Source organism: Sphingomonas telluris, assembly GCF_022568775.1.
Lineage (GTDB): Bacteria > Pseudomonadota > Alphaproteobacteria > Sphingomonadales > Sphingomonadaceae > Sphingomicrobium > Sphingomicrobium telluris.
Map to the genome: position 1 here is coordinate 860,678 of NZ_JAKZHW010000002.1, position 22,151 is coordinate 882,828.

The window sequence follows — 22,151 nt, forward strand, 5'->3', positions numbered from 1 at the left end:
CTCGATGGCAGCAATGGGTCGAAAGCTGCCACTACGCTAATGGCAAGAATGGGTCGAAAGCTGCCATTAGCACTGGGCCTTCTGCACCTTCATTTTACCATTCGGGCAGGCGCGTATCTGGAACTACGCCGCGCTGCCGCCAGTAAGCGGACAATCCGATTTCCTCGCACAAGGCGGCGAACCGGTCATCGTTTCGGACTCTGGCGAGTGGCGGCATGAAGAGCCACTGCGTTCGGCACCAGCTCGGCGAGTTCGCCACGAAGCTGCGCGGGACTATCGGCCGTTCGGCTACCAACGGGCCCTTACTCAACAGCAAAGCGTTGATGACCGCGAATGAGGCATCGATCTCGCCAAGTTGGGCGAGAGCCATTGCCGCGTAAGTCGCCTGGCCGGGATTGAGCCGCGCCGCGGCAACGTTGGCCTCTCTCGCTCGCGCAACGCGCTCTCGGCTTGGGTCAGCGAAGGCATCAAGCGTTGGAAGCCATTGCGCAAGACGAACAGGATGCGCGTTTTCCGCCGGGCCAACTGCTTCACGAAGCATCGCCTCCGCGGCTCCCGTCCGCCCCGTGAACGCCAAGATCATGAAACGGGCGTTCCATACGAGGGAGTGCCTCGGCCACAGTGGCAGCAATCGCTCGCTGAGGCTGAGCGCTTCCTCGTTTCGTCCAGCCGTCCAAAGCCGGAGGGCCCGGCGCCATTGCGGCGTCGGCGAGGTCGGCGCCAAGGCTGCGGCCTGCTCATTGACCGTCCAAGACTTGGATGTTCGGCCTGCGGCCTGCAGAAACGAGGTCAGGCTGCCCAGCACGTGCACGTTAGTCGGAAACGACCTCCGCAGGGCTTCCAATCGATCCTCCATCTGCGTCCACACGAGGTTGGCGGCTCTGATGTCGATCATCGCCAGTCGAGCATGGGGTTCATCAGGATCCAGCTTCAGCGCTGCCCTCGCGGCCCTCTCTGCCTCGCCCAGGGTCTCGCCTGCGTCAGAGCTTCCTCCGTTGTTGGCGCGTGTCTCCTCGGCCAATGCTAGCAGGCCCAGTGCCTTGGCATTGCCCGGATCAATCTCGAGTGCAGAGCGCAACGGCGGCACGGCATTCCCCGCCTCAATGGGAACCGCGTCCCGCAGTAACTCGTCTCCTCGGTCGGTATATTGCTGCGCCTCGGCAAGGCGCTTGTTCATTGTCGCGCGCCAGAAAGCGATCCCGCCGAGGGCAAGTACCGAGCAAGTCCCGCCAACCAGCACTGAGCGGCGGTTAAGTGACGGCTTGAGATCACTGTCCACGGAGTCGGCGAGCAGTCGGTATCCAACTCGCGGAACGGTTTCGATCTCAACTGCACCGTTGCTGGTTCGTTCGAGAGCCTTCCTTAGGCTTCCCACGAGCCGATTGAGACTGTCGTCACCCACCTGCGCGTTGCCCCAGAGGTGATTGAACAGTTCTCGTCGCTGAAGCACTTGTCCCTTGCGGTCGATGAGGTGCAGCAACAGCTGCAGGACCAGCGGCTCGAGGGACGCCTCGCCGCCCGGACCGGTAATGCGACGGCGAACCGGATCGATGGTCAGTGCTGCAAGCCGGACGGGAAATGTCGCAGACGCGTTCACCAATCTCTCCCCTTCATCGGCAGATCATCGGCAACTCATCATGGTGCAATCCTCGCGCACCGCCAAGTCCTCCCTCGCAGCCAAACAGGAGGATAGAATGCGTAATCTCGTTCGAACCGTCGTCGCTGGTATCCTGCTTGGGACAGGTTTGCCGGCAAACGCAGATGTCTTGCCATTCACAGGCAGTGTAACCGGCCTAAGCGCACTCGTAGGCGCGGATGCGACCTGTGCGCCCCTACAATTTCGGTCGGTGATCGACCCGTCCACCACGAATGGCACGTCGTCGTTGGGCGACTTCACCTACGGTACCAGCACCTGTCTCTCGCTCGGAGGCGGAGCGTCGTTTGGCACCTTCATCATTGATTTTGGCAACGACGCCTTCAATGGAACTTTTGACGGAGGCTCAACGCCAACGGACACCGTAGGCATCAGCAACACTGCGTGGCTCTTCACGATTCTTGGAGGCACTGGCCGCTTCGAAGGGGCATCCGGCACTTTCAATGGCAGTGGCATTGCGGACGCCAGGACACGACCAACTCACGTCTCAATCGACTTCATCGGCAACGTGAATGCTCCGGCAGTACCCGAACCTACGACTTGGTCGCTGATGCTCCTTGGCTTCGGCGCGACTGGACTCGCAGTGCGCCGGCAACGCAAGCGCTTGCGTCAGCAGTTCGCATGATCAACTTCGGCGGGCAGTAGGTACGAGCCTGCTGCCGGTCACATCGGAGATGGAGGCAGTGACTCTTGCCGCATGTGGCGCACTCGCTTCCGCGCAGTTTGCCCGTTTCCTTCAGCCAGCATCCCCAGCGGCAGTGGAAGGATAACTATCGAGCCGCACGTAGTCCGGCTCAACTCTCCGACGGCGCCAGTATTCGACTAGGCCCACACCCTCGCACAAGGGTGTGAAGCGGTCGTCCCGTCGCATGGCTTTGCAGGGAGGCATGAACGAGGGCCGTGCGAAACACTTGCAGCTCTTGTGGGAGCTTCGTCTTCGGAGGGGCTCGCGCAAGCTCGGATTGGGATACGATCTACGCGGGTTCTCTCGATGACAGCTCACTTTTCGAGCCGCAAATGGCTATCTTCATGAAGGACCGAGCCCCATGGGCTCATGTTCCGGACGGCCGTTCCGTGCTTCGAGACACTTCCGGATCGCGCAGGTGACGCGTAACGGTGCCGCTCTCGGCTTAAGCTTCCAGTGCACGAAAGACGATCGCCTCGCTTCCGCCGGTGGCACCGCAGTTGGCGCTCCGCACAACTTCGGGTCGACCTGGAATCTTCAGCATCAGCAGGCTCGCGCCGGCATCGGTGCACCCTGGCGGAGCCCATACGGGTTCGTTCCAGAACTTCTGCCCCGACAAGACCTCACGGATCTCGCGCACCTTGTCTGGCCGCGCCTGCCGGACTCCCCCGGGCACCGCGAAAAGCCAAGTTCCGTTCTCGACGAACAGAACGGCTGCTGGCGGATCTGGGTACGTCCAGTCGGGGCCAACGCCTGGAGGGGGTGGTGGAAGCATCCCCTGATAATGCTTGGCGAAGATGTAGACGTCTGCCGCGAGCGCTCGCCGGACCAGCTGCTCGCCGAACCGTTGGCGGGCGCTCCACAGCAGATCCTGCTCGCTCGTTTGCCTGACGAGATCGGCGTTCATTCGCTGCTGCTGCGTCGGAGCAGACGTCGGCAACTCCCGCAATTGCGGACTGACCGGGGGCGTGGAGATCGCACAACCGGCGAGCACAAGTGCCATGGACGGTAGAAAAACTCTCACGGCTTTGCCGAACGCTCCGAATTCAAAGCAGTTTCCCTAACTCACTGAAAAGAAGCGGGAACCACGGACCGTAGTGAACGCTTAGACCCGAGAGCGGTGGCCGCCAGGAGGACACCACATGAAAAGTCTCGTTACAATCATCGGTGCGGGGATCATCTGCTCCGGATGCGTTGCCGGCCCGAACGGCGCGAATAATGCAGCAAATCGCACGGTGGTCGGCGCAGCCGCCGGCGCACTTCTTGGCGGTTTGGCAGGGGGTGCCGCGGGCAATCCTTCCACTGGAGTGGTGGTCGGTGCTTTGGCTGGCGGGGCTCTCGGCGCTGCAGTGAACCCTAACCAGGTCTTCCGCGCCAGAGACACGCGCGGATATTGCTACCTGGTCGACGAGCAAGGGCGCCCAATCTACGATCAACAAGGGCAGCTTGTTTACGACTATTCCAAGCGGTGCTGACGGATGACTCCGTTAATTCGTTAGTCAGAACAGATAGATAAGCTTCTCTAGCTGCATCCTGCGTCGCTCGGTGCAGTTGCGGCCCGGTTCGGCAACCCCCTTTCCGGGCCGCATCCAAGCCACAAGATGTCCAGATTCTGGGAGCGAACAGTGGGCCTTTTCTGGGGCATAATCCTGGGAGCAATTGTCGGCTGGATCGGCAGCCTTGTGACGCACGCCGCCACGTCCAGGGACATCTTGCTGCACATCGCCGTTGGGTTGCTCGGGGCGCTTGGGCTGGAGTTGCTCTTGGCGAACAGCGGCACCTTCGACAATCTCGCCGCCGCGTATGTCGGAGCGGTCATCGGGCTATGCGTACTTTGGGGTGTGAGGCGAGTTGCGAATCGAGGGCGCGGCTAACAGCTAATCGCTAACGGCGGCTTTGGGTGGAAAGCTGATTAGGGTCAGAGGTAGCGCGATACTGTGCTACTTGCGCTTCGCCTTCCGAGTTGGTGTGTCGGGGGCGTAGAGGATCAGGAAGGCCTCGGCGGCGGTTGTTGCGGCCTTGCGGATCTCCGCGGGATCGATCTCCTTGTCGATGCCGAGCAGTCGCCGGTCGAGCAGGTCCCATTCGTTGAGGCCCTTCCACTGCATGGCGGCGACCCAGGGATCGGCGCGCTTCAGCAGGCCTTCGTCCATCATCGCTTCGATGCGCTCGGCGAGGCGTCCCCAGGCCGGCCGAAGAGTCTCGTTGTAAAAGGTCCGTGAAATCTCCGATCCCTCCGGACGATTGGCCATCATCCGCATGTTGGCGATCGGCGTCGGCGACAGCAGACGGGTAAGGAATGCGATGCCGAGCTTGGTGAAGCTTTCCTTGAGGTCCTTCCCCGAGAAAAATTCCTGCATCAGCCGGTCCGACTGCTCGGGGACGTCGTAGTCGACGACCGCCTGGAACAACTCGTCCTTCGATTTGAAGTAGCCGTACAGCGTCGCCTTCGACCCGCCGAGGCGGTCCGAGATCATCGACATCGACGTCCGGTCAAAGCCGTTCTGCTCGAAGAGCTCGCTGGCGACCTTCACAATCTCGCGCCGCTTTTCGTCCGTTCTTACCCGCGCCACGTGCGCTCACTCCCTCCAAATACGAAACCGTACATTACAGTTCAGTTATCCGTTGACAAGGCCCGAATCATAAACTAAACCGTACAGTACAGTTACGCGACAAAAGGGACATCGTTATGAACGGCTTTCGGGCTGCGCGACCTGGTCGCGTGGCATTGCTCCTGCCTGTGCTTATGGCGAGCGCCTGCGCTTCGGTTCCGAACCTTGGAGCCAAGCCCGCGCCGCATAACGCCAGCGATTATGCTGCCGCGGCATCGATCGCTTCGACCGACGCTGCTTGGCCGGCGGACGGCTGGTGGCTCCGCTACGGCGACCCACAGCTCAACCGCCTGATGGATGAGGCGCTGCTGGGCTCGCCTGACCTCGAAGCGGCCGCAGCTCGCATGCGTACGGCCGAAGGCTTCGCACAGCGCGCTGGCGCCGCTCTCAAGCCGACGGTCGACGCATTCGCAGAGCCGGAGCTGGCCAAGCAGAGCCAGAACCAAAGCATCCCGGCATCCGCCATCCCGAACGGTTGGAACAGCAGCGGATCGCTCGGCCTTAGCTTCTCGCTCGACCTCGACCTGTGGGGCAAGAACCGCGCCGCGTTCCGCGCTGCGAACGCCGACGCGGACGCCGCCAAGTTCGAGCTCGACGAGGCTCGGCTGGCGCTGACCACCGGCGTCGCCGGAACCTATGCCGATCTGGCCTCCCTCTATGCGCAGCGCGACACTTTGGTGTCGGCGCTCGATATCCGGACCCAGACCGCGAAGCTCGTCTCGCAGCGGGTGAATAGCGGCCTCGATACGAACGCGGATCTGAAGCAGGCGGTCGCCCGCGTGTCCCAGGCGCGTGCGGACATCGAAGCGACCGACGAAGCGATCGAGCTGACGAAGCACGCGCTGGCCGCGCTGATCGGCGCCGGCCCGGACCGCGGTATCTCTATCGATCGTCCGGCCATCGGCCAGCTCCGCGCCCAAGGCGTGCCCGCGAATGCGTCCGTCGATCTCGTCGGCCGCCGGCCGGAGATCGCCGCGGCCCGCTCCCGCGTGGAGGCGGCCAACGATCGCATCAAGGAAGCGAAAGCTGCCTTCTATCCCAACGTGAATTTGAGCGCGCTGATCGGGCTGTCGTCATTCGGGCTCGGCAACGTGTTTTCCAGCGGCTCCGGAATTGGAAGCGTGGCCCCTGCGGTTTCTCTCCCCTTGTTCCACGGGGGTGCGTTCCAGGGCCAGTACCGCGGACGCCGCGGTCAATATGACGAGGCCGTAGCTCTCTACGACCGCCAAGTCATTGCGGCGCTGCGCGAGACTGCCGATGCCGTGACGAGCCAGAAGAAGCTCGTTTCGCGGCTGGCGAACTCGCGCAGCGCACTGGCCGATTTTGAAGAGGCGAACCGCCTCGCCCGTCAACGCTACGAGCACGGACTGTCGACCTATCTCGACGTGCTCAGCGCAGAAGAAGGCGTCCTCGGCGCGCGGCTCGACGTCGCGCAGCTCGAGACGCGCGCCTTCACCCTCGACGTGCAGCTGATCCGCGCCCTTGGCGGCGGATTCACGGCTGCCTGACCTGACAGAGACACAAGGGAGCAACACAATGGCTGAACGCGATCCTCACGTACTGCACGACGATCTTCACGGAGGCGGCATGCACCAGCCGGTGACCGTGGAAGACGCCGCACCCATCGTGGATGCGGTGCGCAAGAAGTCTCGCAACAAGGCCCTGCTAGGCGTAGCCGGCGCAATCGCCTTGCTTGGCGCAGGGGCATGGACGTTCATGGACAACGGACATGTGTCCACGGACAACGCCTATGTCGGAGCGGATTCCGCGCAAGTGACGCCGCTGGTGTCCGCGGCAGTCGCGGAGGTTCCGGTCGTCAACACGCAGGTCGTGCGCAAAGGGCAGATCCTGCTGCGCCTAGACGACAGCGATGCGCGGCTCGCGGTGGCAAAGGCCGAAGCCGAATATTTCAAGGCTCGGCGGCAGTTCTCGCAGACGGCCGCCAACAGCGGTTCGCTGGCCGCGCAGATTAACGCGCGCGATGCCGACATCGGACAGGCCCGGGCGCAACTCGCGTCGGCCGAGGCCAACTTCGCCAAGGCGCGCGTTGATCTTCAGCGTCGTTCCGAGCTTGCATCTTCGGGTGCAGTTTCGGGCGAAGAGCTGACGACGGCGCGCAACGCTTTCTCAACCGCCGAAGCGAACCTCGCGCTCGCTAAGGCAGGCATTGCTCAGGCATCCGCTACGAAGGGTGCTGCGCGTGAAAGCTGGGCGGCCAACGAAGCGCTCATCGCCGACTCCACTATCGACACGAGCCCGGAAGTCGCGGCAGCTAAGGCCAAGCTCGACCAGGCCCGGCTCGACCTGCAGCGCACGGTCATCCGCGCGCCCATCGACGGCGTCGTCACCAACCGGCAGGTTCAGGTCGGCCAGCGCATTTCGGCGGGCTCGCCGGTGATGACCATCGTCCCGATTGGCAGCGTCTACGTCGAAGCCAACTTCAAGGAGGGCCAGCTGAAGCGGGTCATGCCCGGCCAGAACGTCGAGCTGATCTCCGACCTCTATGGCGACGACGTCGTCTACCACGGCACGGTCGAAGGCTTCTCCGGCGGCACCGGCTCGGCATTCGCGCTGATCCCCGCGCAGAACGCGACCGGCAACTGGACCAAGGTCGTCCAGCGGCTCCCGGTGCGCATCGCGCTCGATCCGAAGGAACTGGCGAAGCACCCGCTGCGCGTCGGCCTTTCGATGGAAGCCGAGATCGACGTGTCGGGAGACGAATGATGGCCGCCGCGGAGACGTCGGCCACCGCGATGGGCAAGGGCACGCTCGTCCTTGCCTGTCTCGTGCTGGCCTTCACCAACTTCATGGTCGTGCTCGACACGACCATCGCCAATGTCTCGGTCGCGCACATCGCGGGCGGGCTTGGCATCTCGTCGAGCGAAGGGACGTGGGTCATCACGTCCTACGCGGTGGCGGAGGCGATCTGCGTTCCGCTGACCGGCTGGCTCGCCAAGAGGTTCGGTACGGTCCGCGTCTTCGCGGTCGGCATGGCCGGCTTCGGCGTCTTCTCGATGCTGTGCGGAATGGCCTGGAGCCTCGGCTCGCTGGTCGCCTTCCGCATCGGCCAAGGCCTGTGCGGCGGCCCGCTGATGCCCATCAGCCAGACGCTGCTGCTGCGCATCTTCCCCAAGGAGAAGCATGCGCAAGCCACGGGCATCTGGGCGATGACGACGATCGTCGCGCCGATCCTCGGGCCGATCCTCGGCGGCACTATCTCCGACAATTGGGGATGGCACTGGATTTTCTTCATCAACATCCCGATTGCCGCGATCTGCGCGTTCGGTGCGATGGTTCTGCTGGGCAAGGCGGAGACCAAGGTCGAGCGGACGCCGATCGACACGATCGGGCTGGTACTCCTCGTCCTTTGGGTTGGGGCGCTTCAGTTGATGCTGGATCTTGGGCGTGAGCACGACTGGTTCGGAAGCTCCTTCATCGTCGTTCTGGCCGTAACTGCGGGGATCTTCTTCAGTTTTTTCATGGTGTGGGAGATGTTCGAGCGAGAGCCCGCGGTGAACCTGAAGGTGTTCCGCTATCGCGGGTTCACAGTCAGCGTAACTGCGCTGGTGTTCGCCTATGGCACCTTCTTCGCGAGCCTCGTCGTCATCCCGCAATGGCTGCAGGGTGCGCTTGGATACACCGCGACCTGGGCAGGTTATGCGACAGCGTTTAACGGCGTTGCCGCAGTCATGATGGCGCCCGTCGTCGCCAAGCTGTCGACGAGGGTCGACGAGCGCATCCTCGTCTCGTTCGGCATCCTGTGGCTGGGCGCAACGTCGATGATCCGGGTGCTCTGGTGGACCAGCGACGCGGACTTCTGGACGGTCGCATTGCCGCAGCTGATCCAGGGCGCGGGCATGCCCTTCTTCTTCATCCCGCTGACGACTCTCGCTCTCGGCGCGGTCGACGAGGAAGAGGTCGCCTCGGCGGCGGGCGTGATGAACTTCCTGCGCACCATGTCCGGCGCCATTGCGACCGCGATCGCCACGACCGTCTGGTACGACGGGGCGCAAGGTACTCGAGCAGAACTGTCCGGCGTCCTCAATGGGACGGAGCAGACGATGCAGTCGCTGCAGGCGCACGGCTACACTGTCGAACAGTCGCGGCAGGTCGTCAGCAACCTCGTCGACGGGCAGGCGACCGCGCTTGCCACGGGCTCGATCTTCACCACGGCGGCGATCGTATTCGCAGCCGCTGCGTCCATCATCTGGCTCGCCCCGCGTCCGAAGCATCCGGTCGCGGCCGGCCAGGCTCATTAGGAGACGGCAAAATGACCGACGACACCGACGAGCGAGACTCGCGCTACGCCGAGGATGGCCTCCCGCATGCACTGTGAGCGGAGTAGAACTGAGCCGATGAGCGATCGCCCGCCCGAGCCCGTTGGACTCTACGAGCCTTTCACCCGGCTCGGGCCGGTGGTGTTCGTCTCCGCGATCAGCTCGGCGCGAGATGGCCAGCTCATCACCGGTAAGGTTGGTGCGGACATCGACTTCGCGCACGCTCAGGCCGCGGCGACGCGGGCGGCCGAGAACCTGCTCAGCGTCATCGTGGACGCGGCTGAACGCGACCCCTCGAGAATCAAGAAAATCCTCTTGCTGCGCGGCTATGTGAACGCCACGGAAGACTTCGCGCAGGTGCACAAGGTGGTCGACGCAGCGTCGGAGTTCCTCATTGAGAAGCTCGGGGAGAAGGGCCGACACGCGCGAACATCGCTGGGGTGCGCAACGCTACCGAATGGCAACACAGTAACGCTCGAAGCTGTGGTGCTGCTGAAATAAGCCGTATCCGCATCTTCAGAGACGAGAACGCTCCTATGATCGCCGAGATATTCTTCTCCGCGATCCATCAGATCGCGTCCGCGCATTACACAAGGGCGCAGGTCGACGCGTGGGCGCCTGCGATCCCGGACTCGGAGCGCTTCGTGGTCCGAGGAAGTGACGGCCGAACGATTTTTGTTGCCGTGGACGAGCAAGACAGTCCCATCGCGTTCGGCGACCTGGAGCCGGACGGCCACATCGATCACCTGTTCTGCAGCCCCGCTCACGCAGGAACAGGCGTGACCGCCACCCTCTACGACAGATTGGAGGCGGCAGGGCGCGCGGCCGGAATAGATTTTCTCTATGTCGAAGCGAGCGAACCGGCTCGACGCTTCTTCTTGAAACGCGGATTCCAAGTCGACCACCGTCGCGACTTCGAGATCAGGGGCGTTACCATCCACAATTACAGGATGACCAAGACGCTTCATCAAGATTGAGGGGGATGTGTCCGCGTGAGATCCAACTGGGCACGTAACGGCAGGAATGGTTCGAAAGCGGACGTTAGGCTGTGCGGGTGATCGCAGAGTGAAGGGCAACTTCAGCTGTCGACAACATTCACGAGATTGCCCGCTGGATCACGAAAGAAGAAACGGCGAAGTCCCCACGGCTCCTCGCGCTCGCTATGTTCATGAAGGGCTTCGAGAAGGAAATGCATCGGCGACGGATCGGCTCTCTTTGAAGTAACCTTCATGGTCGGTAATCTGGATCATATGCCGGCTGACCTCGCCGCTAATGTCCACGATCATCACGGCCGACACAATCTTCGCGGACCAGGCTGCCATCGTCACACGCCCGACCGACTACAAAGACATCATGCCGTCGTTCGTGATCCTTCGCGCCGATTTCCTCGAGCAAATGGACCTAATCGATGGCGACATGTCCTCGTTGCCAATCCTGTTCGGTCTCTGCCTCACTGATTTCACCTATCAATTGCTGCGCGGCGAGGTCAGCGCCGATGTCCTGACTCCAAAAATCGGCAAGCTCGTCCGGGAGGCACTCGGATAGCCCCGGCTAAGGGTACTCCTTCATCAGGATGGGTAGCTGGAAACTACACCGGCACTCATTTGAGCTGATATCCGTAAGTCGCAAGACATCGGCGCCGCCTTATCGCGATACCAGTGCGATACCAGAACCGTCGATCGGCGGCAGTTGACCCGTGAACACCTGGGTTAAATCACAGATTTCGCTACTGCCAGGCTGGTGGAGCTGACGGGATTCGAACCCCTGACCTCTGCAGTGCGATTGCGGAAAAAGTAGACTTCCCTATAGTCACCTAGATCCAAAAACAGCAGAAATTAGCCATTTCAGTCTAACCAAGTCCAGCGAAATCCACTGGTGTTTTCCGTACGTATTCCGTACAACTTGTCTCACCTCACTTTGGTAGCAAGAAGTGGAGCGAGCCTTGGACCTCTCGAAAGTCAGTGAACGCGAGGCACTCAAAGCCCGCCGTGAGCCTTACTGGCAGCGCCTCCGCCCTGGGTGTTTTGTCGGGTATCGGCCGGCGGCCAAAGGGGGCGCTGGAACGTGGATTGCTCGCGCCTATGACGAGGAAGCGCGTCGTTACCAGCTCAAAGCGCTCGGCAGCTTTGGCGAGGCCGTGGCCCGCGACCGCTTCACCCTCGCCAAGCAGGCTGCAGAGGCCTTCGCCGCCAAGGTCGAGGGCGGCTCAGTCAATAACACGAAAATCGAGACCGTAGAGGATGCGTGCCGCGAGTTCGCTAAGCACAACACGGAGGCCGCCGGCCGCTTCCGAAGATATGTCTACGCAGACCCGATCGCGAAGGTGAAGCTGGAAAAGCTCCGGCGCTCCAACGTGGCGGCATGGCGGAGGCGGCTGGAGACAACGCCCGCGCTGGTATCCCGCCGCAACACCGGCGAGCCCCTTACGCGCGACCGATCGCCGGCCACCCTTAACCGCGATATGGCCGTCCTGCGTACCGCGCTAGGCCGCGTCCTGCCGTTGGGCACTCCCAACACCGAAGCCGCGTGGCAAGAGCCTCTGAAGCCCGTCAAGAACGCCGTAAAGCGCCGGACGCTCTATCTCAACCGCGACCAGCGCAAGGCGCTCGTGGCGGCGGTTCCGAGCGAGGCACAAGGCTTTGTGCGTACCCTCTGCTTGCTGCCGCTTCGTCCAGGCGCTGCCGCTGCCTTGACAGTCGCCGATTTCGATAAGCGCACGAGCGAACTGACGATCGGCAAAGACAAGACCGGCAATCGCCGCAGAATTGTCGTTCCGGATGTAGCGGCCAACCTTTTCGCCAACGCGGCCCAGGGCAAATTACCGGGAGCTCCGCTCTTTATGCGCGCCAATGGCAAGGCGTGGGACAAGGAAACGTGGAACGACCCGATTGCACACGCAGCTAAGGCTGCGAAGCTGCCGGCTGCTGTTACGGCCTATACGCTTCGTCATAGTACGATCACGGATCTGGTGAGCGCGGGGCTGCCTCTCCTCACTGTGGCGCAAATCAGCGGCACAAGCGCTGAGATGATCGAGAAGCACTACGGTCACCTGGTTCGCGATGCGGCTGTAGAGGCGCTCGCGGGGCTGGCGGTATGAAGCGCGAAGAGAAAATCGTTGGTACGCCGTTCACCCGACGCCGAAAGGTAATCGATCATACCGAAACACCAGAGGAGTTGCGGGACGCGCTGCGCGAGATGGTCCGGAGCCACAAAGATCCATGGGCTTCGCAACGACCAATTCGCGACTGGATCGATCAGGCGTGGGAGCAAGAGAAATCGTCTGCTCCGAAGGGATATCGATTCAAGGAGCGTCAGGACGCGGGTTGGTACCTCCAAGAGCTTTGGCTGGAGGGCCAAATTGTCGATAGGAATATCGCGAAGGGGGACGCGAGTTGGGCGGCGCAGCACGGCGCCCTATTCGGAGCGCTTTGGGCCGAGTTTCAACTCAAACTTGTACACGAGGAGCTATTCCTTGTTGGTAAGCGCTACAAAGACGCTTCCGAGCAGGGGGCGGCGCAACGTCGACAAGGCGGCAGAGAAGACCGGGTTCGGGAGGTCGACGAGCGGCCTGCCGGGATGCCGAAACGGCAGATGTTCCGACGTATCGCCAAGCGGGAAGGGGTCACCTGGAAGGCGATCGAAACGGACTATTATGCTGCGAAGAAAAGCGCCTAATAGCCTGAATTAGGGCGTCCTAGTGGGTCTAAATGGAGTGTCATCAACTCAAAGGAGTGATGACCACATGGAACCGACCGCCTACACGATTGATGAGTTCTGCGGCGCGCACCGCATCTCGCGGGCTCACTATTTCAACCTGAAGAAGATTGGCCTCGGGCCCCGCGAGATGCGGGCGGGGGCGCGGGTCATAATTTCGTGTGAGGCCGCGGCAGATTGGCGTCGCGAGCGCGAGGTATCTGATCTTCGCTAATCTGATTGGACGAATCTGAGATCCCGTCCCCATCACAATTGGGACTACGGCTGATGTACGATCCGAAGGGCCGATCGGCGAAAAAGGACGATCACCACGTGCGCGTATACCGCTGGCTTCAGGATAGCGAAGCCTGGGCTCACGCCAGCGGAAACGAGATTAAGGCGCTCCTCTACATCGCGAAATTCGACTTCGGCGACAATAACGGGCGGATCAACATGAGCGAGCGCCGATTAGCCGAAGGCATCCGCGTGGATCGCAAGACCGCGAGAAAGGCGCTCCGCGGTCTTCAAGAGAAGGGCTTTCTCGAATGCACTTCGCCGGGCTCGTTTCGTGCCAAGCGATCGCCCGCCGCAGAATGGCGGCTGACCTGGAAGAGCTGGCCCGATCGCTCGCGTGCAGCGACCCACGAATACCGCAGGTGGCGATCTCCGGAGAAAACCTCGGGGGGAGAAACTCCCCGTCAGAGGGGGAAATATTCCCCATCAGCCTTCTGAGGGGGCCGAAGCGGGGGGCAAAATTACCCCGCCGCGAGCGCTGAGATGGCAGGGATCTGCCAAAACCCGTTGGGGAAAAACTCCCCCGCTTACACTAGCCACTGGGGAGTGCTGCACACTACTCACCTGTGTGTGTCTGCTCATCGCTATCGAAGCATGGCAGGCATACGGGGTGTGGCGTGACCTGCACCGTGAAGCGTAACGGTTACGGACGCATACAGGGCAGAGCAGGTGTTGCACTACGCAAGGCCCGCCTAGCCAAGCAGCCTCTATGTGAGGACTGCCTAGCCCAGGGTCGATACACCGAGGCCAAGACGCCCGACCACATCGTGCCCCTTGCTCAGGGTGGAACGGACACGGACGACAACATCCGCTGCTTGTGCAAGCCATGCCACGACAAGCGCACGGCTGAGCAGTTCGGATACAAGGTTAGGCTAACATACGGGAGCGATGGATGGCCCGTGGCGTAGTCTATGACCGCAACGTGGTTCGTATCCGCATTAGTGATAGCGATGAGTGGACGTTCACCTTCCCCGAAGGCACCGATGCACGACGCGCGGTGACTGAAGCAATGGGAGGGGGTGGCCTGATCTCCAGGCCCATCACCCCGGACAGCGGCGCGCGAGCACGAAAACATCGCTAACACCACTTTTTCTGACGCCCGTTGTCAGAATTGGCGGGAAGCAGACCTAAGCTGCTCGCCCTGGTGGCGGCAGCGCGCTTTACGACAAGAAGCGTTTCTCCTTCAACGGCCAGCCTGGCGTGTCCTTGGCGCTGTACGAGCAGGAGTTCCGCAACCCGCAGCCCGTGCCTGAACCGACAAGCTGGGCCATGCTTCTCCTCGGTTTTTGCGGTGACGGGGATTGTTATACGAGCGTGGCGTCGGACGGCTGCCATTGAAGCACCTCGTCTGACTTAGTCACTCCTATCGAACTTCGCTAAATGCTGGTGGGATGTCGCCGTGCCCGCAACGTCTGGAATGGGTCGAAAGTTGCCACTAAGCGGCTAGCGGCAGGAGTGGATGAAAGCCGACAGTATCGCCCGTACGGGGGGTCTCAGTCATCCCCAACTCGCGCCGGGGGCTTAGGGCAATGCGAGCACATGCGCCCCTCGACCGGCTGCTCCTTTCGTCTGACGAAATTTCGCTCTGGAAAGCGAGGGCACTCCGGGTTCCAATGCCAGACGGCGTTATGTGCCGAGAATGGGACCGGGCGCCGGTATTCGCGCACATTCATTGGTTCCCACCCACTCTGAGCGAAGCCTCTATGTCGGCGAGAACGAGCCGCAGTTCTCCAAGGATGGTACCGAGTTCGCCCGAACACTGTGGGCCCAACGTCGCTAAATTACGGCGGATCCGCTCAATCAATTCTGGCGGCTTTGAATAGGTTCGATCTGCTTCCGGCTGACTGACGGACCGGCCAACTTCAGACGCCACAGCGTACCCCTCGCGAGAGCGTGCACAACCGAGCAAGGGCTAAAGTAGCGGACCCCTAAAGTTGTTTCATTACAGCATTTGGACCGTACACGAGATCCGGTGTCCGCTTTGGGTCGGAAGCTAGGACTTCTGCTTGTGGCGGGAACGGGTAGAAAGCTGCCATTGGGTGCTGCAGGCACCCGCCAAGGGGTAACAACGACGGTTCAGTCGATCCGCTCAAGGTCCGGTAAGACCCATTGCTTTTCGAAGAAGTTCTTCTTCGGCCCGTAAATGCGGAAGAGCAGCTCGAAGCCCCGACCGGTGTGCGTCGGGACCCAATTCCCTTCCTTGCCCTGGGGCGCCTGGGGTCCGAACCACACATCGACAGAACCATCGGCGTTCGATTCAATCTCTGGGCTGTTCGATCCGCGGCTGGCACGGGGAACATCCCGAACCAGGCCATGCGTTTCACGGTCGTAAGCCGTTGCAGACCAATAGAGCTCGAACGGCGGATCGGGCGGAACGTGGAGGCGGTAGGTGGCGGAGCCGTCTAGCGGCTCCCCGTTTCGGTCACGGATTGCCATTAGATAGAATTGACCACTGCCCAAATGCTTGGCGCTGAAATAGCCCATTGAATAGGTGACCGCCCGCGCATCGACCGGATAGCTGTCGGGATCGGCGAAGGAAGTGGCATTGCCTTCGATGAGCTTGTGGTCGGCAGGCACGGCCCAGCGGCTTCCCGGATAGAAGGGGGGATCGAACATCCGTTCGCGCTGCGCGTCGATCCACGCCTGCGCCTCTCGAGCGGCGTCATCGAACAATGCTTCCGTCGCAGAGTCGGGCTCGAAGGGTTTCCCCTTGGCGATACCGAGGGATCCGACTGGATCGATCATCGCCTTATCGCGCGTCAGCCAAGGCTCGTATTCCACCATTCGCGCAAGTGATCGGAAGAAGCGCCGGTCATACGGGATGTTTGCTTCGTAGGGCCTGCCGTCGAAATCGATGAAGGGCGTTTCGCGCGGATTAGCGGCCTGCGAGAGCGGATAGAAGCGAACTGTCTTCCCGTATGTGACGGCCTTCGCAACGTCAGCTTCGCTGCCGCTTCCCACGTCCGACCTAAGGAGCGCATATCCTTGGTAGGTCTGTGACTGGAGGGCGATATAGCCATCCGGCACCGGCTGATCGTAATCCGGCGGCAGAATGAGATACTTGGCCCCAGCACCCTTGTCGGCGCCTGCCGGTCCCACGTCTTCGAGCGCGCACTGCCAAGCATCGTCGATGCTTCCGGTGATCCTCCCACCATTTGCGGGCGGGATTTCAAGAACCATCGGCCCGGCAATCTTCGTGTCGAAGAACGGCATCAGGTAAATAGTGTTCGGGTTGGGCGTAAGCGTCTGGTTTCGGCCGTCAGGCGGATGCGACCAGAGTGCAACCTGGTTCGGACTGCCGCCCCCTTCGATCAAAGCCTGTAGCATCAAGTCGAAATTGACCGCCGACATTCCCCAGATCACTGCTTCAACCGCACGGCGGTGAATTGCGCGCTTGGCGAGTTGCTCCGGCGTGAAGGTTAGGGACGCTTCGACGGTGCTAGCGGGACGCTCAAGCGTCGTGGCATCAGGCATGATCCACCTCCTTTAAGAAGGGATGATACTGCTGCTGCTCGAGCACAGAATTGGGGCTAACCCCAATCGACGGTCAAATCTCGGCTGCGGTCGAATTCGACCTCTGCTAATGGCAGGAATGGGTCGAAAGCTGCCATTGCGATTGGGTACGAGAACGTTAGCTAATCCGTTTGGGCCAGTTGGCGGACGTCAGCTTGAGTTGCTTGAGAGCCTCGGCCTCTTTAGCGGCTGCAGCCTTGAAGCGAGCGATTGCGCGCCGCATCTCAAGGCTGTCGCGAACAAGTGCAAAGACTGGGTCTCGGTCGGGCTCAAAAGCCAGCACGTCGTCCCCATAGCCCTTCCAGCCCGCGCTGACCGCGGCGTTGAGCCAGCGGGCCGCCTCAGCAGAGTCGCCATCGAGCGCCGCCATCTGCGCAGACCAGACCGGCACCCGGAAATAGTTATCGCCCTCGACCTGCATCTTCCGGATATCGGCAAGCCAATGCGCGCGAAGCGTCGCCGCCTCGTCAGTTCGACCTGATCGCTTCATCGCCAGGATCAGTGAAGGTGCCACCATGTCCGCGCGGTCATGCTGCTCGGCCCAGAGTTGATCCGCGCTCTCGTAGCGGTCGTCGTATAGCGAAAGCAGTAGCCTGTCGTTGCCCCTCGCTACCAGCTGGCGTGCCAAGGCTCCGACGAACACGTCAGCCCACCAGTCGCTGGGCCGGTTTTGTGCCAGACGAACCGAATAGCCGGGCTCCTTATAGGCCAGAATGTCAGCGAGTTTCGGCTGCGCTCTCAACAGGCGATCGACAATACCCTGGTTATGAAGCGCGGCGGCGATCTCGACCAAGCATGCCTGCGGTCCCCAAGGATCGTCCCCCAGAACCAGGGACCTAGAGCACTGTCCGGCCGCATCCGCGAGCTTCCCTTGTGAGATGCTCAGCATGTATCGCGCCCGCCTTGCGTCGCTAGCCCGTCGGGTCATCCGCTCCAGCCTGTCGATGACAGCCTCGGCATCGTCTTGGTGCCCTAGCCGTCCCAGCAGAGCCGCCGTCGTTTGCATCCCGCGAGCGGATGTGGGTTCCAGTTCCAGCCCACGCTGCGCCTCGGCAAGCGCCCGCCGCAGTTCGAGCTGGTCCTCTAGAAGATCGGCGAGCTGCTGCCGGATTTCGGCATCGTTAGGGTCCAGCACCGCGGCGCGTTCGAGATATCGCAGTCCTTGTGCATTCCACAGGACGAAGCCGAGCGCCTGATGCCCTTCCGCGAGCCTGGGATCGAGGGCGAGGGCGCGGCGTGCATAACCAATGGCTTCGGAGCGGAGCCGGATCCGCGCCTGCGGATCCTTCTCCGCGGCCCACCACCAGGGAGCCCAGACGACCATGGATAGCCTTGCCCAGCTGGGTGCGTGCTTTGGGTCGGCCGCTACGGCCTGTCTCAGCAAAGTCTCCGCTTCCGCATAAGCTGGTCGAGACCGTTCACGAAACAACCCCACCGCCGTGGCGTGGAGGCGATCGGCTTGGCCGCTACGGGACCTGACAAGCGAGGGAGATTGGGCGGTTGCATCCGCTTGAGACCTCGTATCGAATGCCAGGATCGATGCGACGGCGAGGATCGCGCTCAGGGTTACCGCGCGCCTCGCTCCTGCGAGCGTCGGTGGTCTACTGGCCTCAACCAATGCCGACGCGGGCTTAACGATCCGATAGCCGACTCGCGGCACGCTCGTGACCGTCACGCCCTGGATGCCAGCGACTGCACGGCGCAGTTTGGAGACGCTCTGATTGACGGCATCGTCGCTGACGATCAGCCCGCCCCAACAGGTCTCGATCAGCTCGTCGCGGGAAACCGGTGCGCCTCCGGCCCGCACCAATGCAACGAGAAGCTGCATCACTCGAGGCTCGACGACCTCGGTCCTGCCGCCGAACCGAATCTCCAAAAGCGATGGCCGAACGTGCGCCGCACCAAGATCGAAATCGCGCGAACGGGCCAGATCGATCCGCTCATTTCCCGAGGCAACGGACTGCTGCGTCATCCGGGACCTTTCCCCCCGCCGTAGCGGAAGGAAAAGGTACTCCGGATTCAACAACCGCAGCAAGCCGCGGCCCCGTTCAGCCGAACATATAGTCCACATGCAGGACACTGATTGCAGCCATGGCATGATCGAACGTGAACGAGGCGAACGAAAAGTCGTCGGCGGCAAGCGACGCGAGCGTCACGTCCTGGAGGACGATCTGGTCCTTCGCGCCGAACTTCAGCACGACGTCCGCACCCGATTGCGAAGCATGCGACAGGACGTCTGCGAGCGAGTGGCAACCGAGCCCGCTCAGGTCGATGACATCATCCGTGCTGGCGCCGGCGGTGAAGTCCGCGATCGTCAGCTTGCCGCCGCCCTTTTCGAAGACGATCAGGTCGTCGCCGTCACCCATCCTGAGGATTCCGTCGAGGCTCGAGTTCTTGCCCGCGACGAAGCTGTCGCTACCCGCGCCGAGGCTGACGTCCCCGACCAATGCGCCGCGATTCACGACGTGATCGTCGGAATCGACGCCGCTGACGGATCGCGCCGCGCCCTCGACTTTGCCGTAGTTGGTGAAAACGCCGCCGTCCGAACCCAGGGGGTTCTGACTCGAGAAGCGGACGCCTAGTCCGCCTTCGCCCGTCGCGCGAACCAGCCCGTAATTATCGAAGGAGTCTCGCTCTCCGACCAGGAGCACGCCTCGCGCAATCTCTCCGGTTACAAGGATCGTCCCGTAGTTCTCGGCGTGATTGCCGGCCGCCTCCATTGAGATGCCGAACCCGTTGTATCCATCCGCCTGGATGAAGCCGTAGTTCCTGATCACATTGTTTTCGCTGTGGACCCAGATGCCATGAGACATCGGTGTTACATCGTCATCGAAGGTGGTGTGGATGGAGCCGTAGTTGATGACCGTGTTTCCGGTCTCTGTGCCATCGTCAACGTCGATGTAGATGCCGTTTCCACTACCGTTGAGCGCACCGTAGTTGACGATGGTCGAGCCCGCACCAACCGAATAGATCGCGGATGCAGCGGGGTCAGCCACGTTGATCGTCCCGTAGTTCGTGACCTTGTTGGCATTGCCGTAGGCGTCAATGCCGTCGGCGAAGCTGAGATTGTCTCCGAACGCTTGCGTAATGATGGTCGCGTAATTCTTGATCGTGACATTGTTCACGAAGAAGTTCGCGGAATCATAAGCGATGATCCCGACCGAACCCTCGCCTGTCGTGAGCAGGTCGCCCTTGTTGATGACGACCACGCCATTCGACCCGGCATGGATGGGGCTCGAAAACGCACCTGCGGTGCTAAGCTTGCCAAGATTTGTGAAGGGTGAATCGGATGCCCCGACGGTAAAAATGTCAGTGCCGTCCGCGCTCGTGCTGATGTTGGTGCGATTCGCAGTCATCGTCAGGTCCTCCCGCGCAGGAGGATCGTCCGGACACTTCCAAGAGTCCTGACCGCAAGCTGACGAATCGCTTACTTATCGATCGCCCCAATGCGGACTGATGTCCGTATTGGCTGGAAGCGAAGCCAAGTCACGAGTGGCAGGAATGGGTCGAAAGCGGACACTCCAGGCCCCGCTACTCGATCATCTCAGCATTGACCTGAAGTACTGGTTTGACGTTGGTGAACTTAGCGATGTCCGCGCCAATCTCCGCCGCGTGTTCGCCTGTCATGGCAGCCTGTAAGTGCTTCAGAGATGTGAAGCGAAGGAGACCTACTGCGAGAAACGGTGGGGCACCTCCATCTGCACTGCTTACGCCGCGGAAAAGCTCAACTTTCTCCAGCCCAGACTCACCCCATCGGTCCAGCACGAGCGGCAGGTGTACTCCCTGTGCATACTCGTAGTTGAAGGACGCGCCGTCGGACGAAGGGAAAACGATACTGATTGTAGCCATGCAGATCCTGTGCAGCGCCGTCGGAGTGTCCGCAATGGGTGGAAAGCAGACACTACGCTAATGCCCGCCATGGCTGCAAAGCGTCCCTCCGTTGCGCTTGGTTTAGGAGCGGCATCGTGGGACCTTGGCGGGGACTGCTGGGAACACCATGAGCCGCCTTTTGCTCCAGTAGCTAAGATCCATGGAGATGAAGACGGGCGCTCCTTTACGCTGGTAGATGGCTTGGCCGCCCCACTGGCCACTCGGCGTTAAGCATTCGCTCCAGCCGTCGATTTTGAGTTCATTGACGATTGCAATCAAGGCATTCTGATCCGCGGCGTGCCAGAGGGTCAAATGATCGAAGCCGCCAGCTCCATCACTGCCCTTAAGGTCAACTGCGGCACTAAACGGCCCTTGCCGCTGGAAGACGACCGCTTCCCGGCGGCAACGCATGCTAACATTGTCGGGCACGCATGCCGTGAAGCCCGCCCGGCGGGCATCTGCCAGGGTTCCGCTGACTGGGAGGTCGCCGAACTTGAGGGATGCCGGAGGAGGGCGCCGGTCTTCGCCGCATGCAGAGAGCTGCATGAGGATCAACCAAGGTGCTAGCAGCGCATATCGAGCTGGCGAACGACCGGTCGTCAGAGCATTGAGAGACAACGACTTGATTTGGCTGAAAATCCCCAAAGCGCAACTCTCCCTCGCGCTGACTTTGGGCTCACCAGCTCATCTCCGCAATGCGTCGGAAACCGTCGTGGCAAGTTCGGGTCGAAAGCTGCCATTAGGGTTCTCAGGTCGTAGGAAAACGCAACCGCCTCAGCAGAGCGAAATATCGGGGATCTCGTCTGATTGGCTCGATCAGCGGATCTGCCCGCAGGTAGATCATTCCCGGCGTCTTTGCCGCCGCTGCTTTGTCGAACTCGGCGAAGGCGCGATCGAGATTTCCTGTCTGTGTGTAAACCTGTCCGTATTGGAACCGAGCTGGGCCCACCAGCGAGCGCATATGCGCAATCATGCGGTCGACCTGTTTGTTCTCCCCTCTGCACGCGGCGATCATTGCCTCACCGGCCATGCGAAGTGGATGGTCCGCGGGCATCTGTTTGAACTCAGCCGCTGCCGCTTCGAGCTCGTTCAGCGCGATAAGCGAATTACCGATCTGGGCGTGCGCCGTAAGTTGTTTGGGCGCAACCTCAAGGACCTTCCTTCCGGCCGCGATGGCATCCGAGAAGCGGCGAAGTACGATCAGTGCATATGCTCGCCATTGGTAAGTTGGCCCGTTCAGTGGATCGAGGGCAATGGCCTGATCTGCAAGCCGAAGACCCTCCCTCGCGTCGCTCAGCCAAGGAAGCTCACGAGCACCAATGGCAAGCACTTCCGCATTGTTTGGAACGAGTGAGATGGCGCGGTTCAAATTTGCCAGCCCATTCGCGAAATCAAGCCGGCCGATCTGGAGTTCGGCGAGAGCGGAGTATGCGGAGCCAAGTTGCGGCGCCAATTCTACCGCTCTCTGCGCCGCGGCATCAGCGTCCAACCACTCTTGGGCGACATTGGTGTTGGAAAAGCCGTAACGAGCCGCGAGCTGCACAAGCAAGTTG

At 61.5% G+C, this 22,151-nt stretch carries 24 protein-coding genes; 15 read left to right on the forward strand and 9 right to left on the reverse strand.

The genetic code is table 11. The features are described from left to right. Positions 1-94 precede the first annotated feature (94 nt). Positions 95-1,597 (reverse strand): winged helix-turn-helix domain-containing protein, encoded by a 1,503-nt coding sequence (locus LZ016_RS15295; protein ID WP_241448335.1) that lies wholly within the window; start codon positions 1,595-1,597, stop codon positions 95-97. 97 nt (positions 1,598-1,694) lie between these two features. Between LZ016_RS15295 and LZ016_RS15300 the strand changes: the two genes are divergently transcribed. Next, positions 1,695-2,279 (forward strand): PEPxxWA-CTERM sorting domain-containing protein, encoded by a 585-nt coding sequence (locus tag LZ016_RS15300; RefSeq protein ID WP_241448336.1) that lies wholly within the window; start codon positions 1,695-1,697, stop codon positions 2,277-2,279. A gap of 275 nt (positions 2,280-2,554) precedes the next feature. Continuing rightward, a complete protein-coding gene (locus tag LZ016_RS15785) occupies positions 2,555-2,761 on the forward strand; it encodes a GFA family protein (protein WP_366512937.1) in 207 nt (68 codons plus the stop codon). Positions 2,762-2,784: 23 nt separating this feature from the next. Here LZ016_RS15785 and LZ016_RS15305 read toward each other — a convergent pair whose 3' ends face one another. Then, on the reverse strand, positions 2,785-3,246 hold the full coding sequence (locus LZ016_RS15305) for a hypothetical protein (RefSeq protein WP_241448337.1): 462 nt from the start codon (positions 3,244-3,246) through the stop codon (positions 2,785-2,787). A gap of 235 nt (positions 3,247-3,481) precedes the next feature. Here LZ016_RS15305 and LZ016_RS15310 point away from each other — a divergent pair, with 235 nt between their 5' ends. Both LZ016_RS15310 and LZ016_RS15315 read left to right on the forward strand, forming a co-directional pair. Then, positions 3,482-3,814, forward strand: a complete 333-nt coding sequence (locus LZ016_RS15310; protein ID WP_241448338.1) for a YMGG-like glycine zipper-containing protein — start codon at positions 3,482-3,484, stop codon at positions 3,812-3,814. 150 nt (positions 3,815-3,964) lie between these two features. Then, positions 3,965-4,213, forward strand: a complete 249-nt coding sequence (locus LZ016_RS15315) for a hypothetical protein (RefSeq protein WP_241448339.1) — start codon at positions 3,965-3,967, stop codon at positions 4,211-4,213. A gap of 66 nt (positions 4,214-4,279) precedes the next feature. On the opposite strand, the gene LZ016_RS15320 is transcribed toward LZ016_RS15315, so the two are convergent. After that, positions 4,280-4,912 (reverse strand): TetR/AcrR family transcriptional regulator, encoded by a 633-nt coding sequence (locus LZ016_RS15320; protein WP_241448340.1) that lies wholly within the window; start codon positions 4,910-4,912, stop codon positions 4,280-4,282. Positions 4,913-5,028: 116 nt separating this feature from the next. On the opposite strand from LZ016_RS15320, the gene LZ016_RS15325 reads away from it, so the two are divergent. The 11 genes from LZ016_RS15325 to LZ016_RS15790 all read left to right on the forward strand — a co-directional run bounded on the left by LZ016_RS15325 (position 5,029) and on the right by LZ016_RS15790 (position 14,123). Further along, the gene (locus LZ016_RS15325; protein WP_241448341.1) at positions 5,029-6,459 is read left to right on the forward strand and encodes an efflux transporter outer membrane subunit; all 1,431 of its coding nucleotides are present in this window, start codon (positions 5,029-5,031) and stop codon (positions 6,457-6,459) included. 79 nt (positions 6,460-6,538) lie between these two features. Continuing rightward, complete coding sequence (locus LZ016_RS15330) at positions 6,539-7,675, forward strand: HlyD family secretion protein (protein WP_241448399.1); 1,137 nt, start codon at positions 6,539-6,541, stop codon at positions 7,673-7,675. Then, positions 7,675-9,210, forward strand: coding sequence for a DHA2 family efflux MFS transporter permease subunit (locus LZ016_RS15335; RefSeq protein ID WP_241448342.1), 1,536 nt, complete (start codon positions 7,675-7,677; stop codon positions 9,208-9,210). The genes LZ016_RS15330 and LZ016_RS15335 overlap by 1 nt, the downstream gene beginning before the upstream one ends. Before the next feature lie 96 nt (positions 9,211-9,306). Beyond that, positions 9,307-9,729, forward strand: coding sequence for a RidA family protein (locus tag LZ016_RS15340; protein WP_241448343.1), 423 nt, complete (start codon positions 9,307-9,309; stop codon positions 9,727-9,729). Further along, positions 9,669-10,205 (forward strand): GNAT family N-acetyltransferase, encoded by a 537-nt coding sequence (locus LZ016_RS15345; RefSeq protein WP_241448344.1) that lies wholly within the window; start codon positions 9,669-9,671, stop codon positions 10,203-10,205. The genes LZ016_RS15340 and LZ016_RS15345 overlap by 61 nt, the downstream gene beginning before the upstream one ends. Before the next feature lie 295 nt (positions 10,206-10,500). Beyond that, positions 10,501-10,773, forward strand: a complete 273-nt coding sequence (locus LZ016_RS15350) for a hypothetical protein (RefSeq protein WP_241448345.1) — start codon at positions 10,501-10,503, stop codon at positions 10,771-10,773. A 397-nt stretch (positions 10,774-11,170) separates the two neighbouring features. Beyond that, complete coding sequence (locus LZ016_RS15355) at positions 11,171-12,325, forward strand: tyrosine-type recombinase/integrase (RefSeq protein ID WP_241448346.1); 1,155 nt, start codon at positions 11,171-11,173, stop codon at positions 12,323-12,325. Next, positions 12,322-12,903 carry a hypothetical protein gene (locus tag LZ016_RS15360; RefSeq protein ID WP_241448347.1) on the forward strand — a complete coding sequence of 194 codons (582 nt, stop codon included), beginning with the start codon at positions 12,322-12,324 and terminating at the stop codon, positions 12,901-12,903. Before LZ016_RS15355 ends, LZ016_RS15360 begins: the two co-directional genes overlap by 4 nt. Before the next feature lie 67 nt (positions 12,904-12,970). After that, positions 12,971-13,156 carry a hypothetical protein gene (locus tag LZ016_RS15365; RefSeq protein ID WP_241448348.1) on the forward strand — a complete coding sequence of 62 codons (186 nt, stop codon included), beginning with the start codon at positions 12,971-12,973 and terminating at the stop codon, positions 13,154-13,156. Between the two features lie 53 nt (positions 13,157-13,209). Continuing rightward, positions 13,210-13,653 (forward strand): hypothetical protein, encoded by a 444-nt coding sequence (locus LZ016_RS15370; protein WP_241448349.1) that lies wholly within the window; start codon positions 13,210-13,212, stop codon positions 13,651-13,653. A gap of 191 nt (positions 13,654-13,844) precedes the next feature. Beyond that, positions 13,845-14,123: an HNH endonuclease gene (locus LZ016_RS15790; protein WP_366512945.1), complete on the forward strand. Its 279-nt coding sequence runs from the start codon at positions 13,845-13,847 to the stop codon at positions 14,121-14,123. A gap of 1,168 nt (positions 14,124-15,291) precedes the next feature. On the opposite strand, the gene LZ016_RS15375 is transcribed toward LZ016_RS15790, so the two are convergent. From LZ016_RS15375 to LZ016_RS15400, 6 genes are all read right to left on the reverse strand, one after another. Beyond that, the gene (locus tag LZ016_RS15375) at positions 15,292-16,689 is read right to left on the reverse strand and encodes a DUF1254 domain-containing protein (RefSeq protein WP_241448350.1); all 1,398 of its coding nucleotides are present in this window, start codon (positions 16,687-16,689) and stop codon (positions 15,292-15,294) included. 157 nt (positions 16,690-16,846) lie between these two features. Beyond that, the gene (locus tag LZ016_RS15380; RefSeq protein ID WP_241448351.1) at positions 16,847-18,700 is read right to left on the reverse strand and encodes a winged helix-turn-helix domain-containing protein; all 1,854 of its coding nucleotides are present in this window, start codon (positions 18,698-18,700) and stop codon (positions 16,847-16,849) included. A gap of 76 nt (positions 18,701-18,776) precedes the next feature. Then, the gene (locus LZ016_RS15385) at positions 18,777-20,084 is read right to left on the reverse strand and encodes an autotransporter outer membrane beta-barrel domain-containing protein (RefSeq protein ID WP_241448352.1); all 1,308 of its coding nucleotides are present in this window, start codon (positions 20,082-20,084) and stop codon (positions 18,777-18,779) included. Positions 20,085-20,259: 175 nt separating this feature from the next. Further along, the gene (locus LZ016_RS15390) at positions 20,260-20,577 is read right to left on the reverse strand and encodes an EthD family reductase (RefSeq protein WP_241448353.1); all 318 of its coding nucleotides are present in this window, start codon (positions 20,575-20,577) and stop codon (positions 20,260-20,262) included. Positions 20,578-20,679: 102 nt separating this feature from the next. After that, positions 20,680-21,243, reverse strand: coding sequence for a hypothetical protein (locus LZ016_RS15395; protein WP_241448354.1), 564 nt, complete (start codon positions 21,241-21,243; stop codon positions 20,680-20,682). A 103-nt stretch (positions 21,244-21,346) separates the two neighbouring features. Then, positions 21,347-22,151: tetratricopeptide repeat protein (locus LZ016_RS15400; protein WP_241448355.1), on the reverse strand; the 805-nt coding region annotated here is incomplete at its 5' end.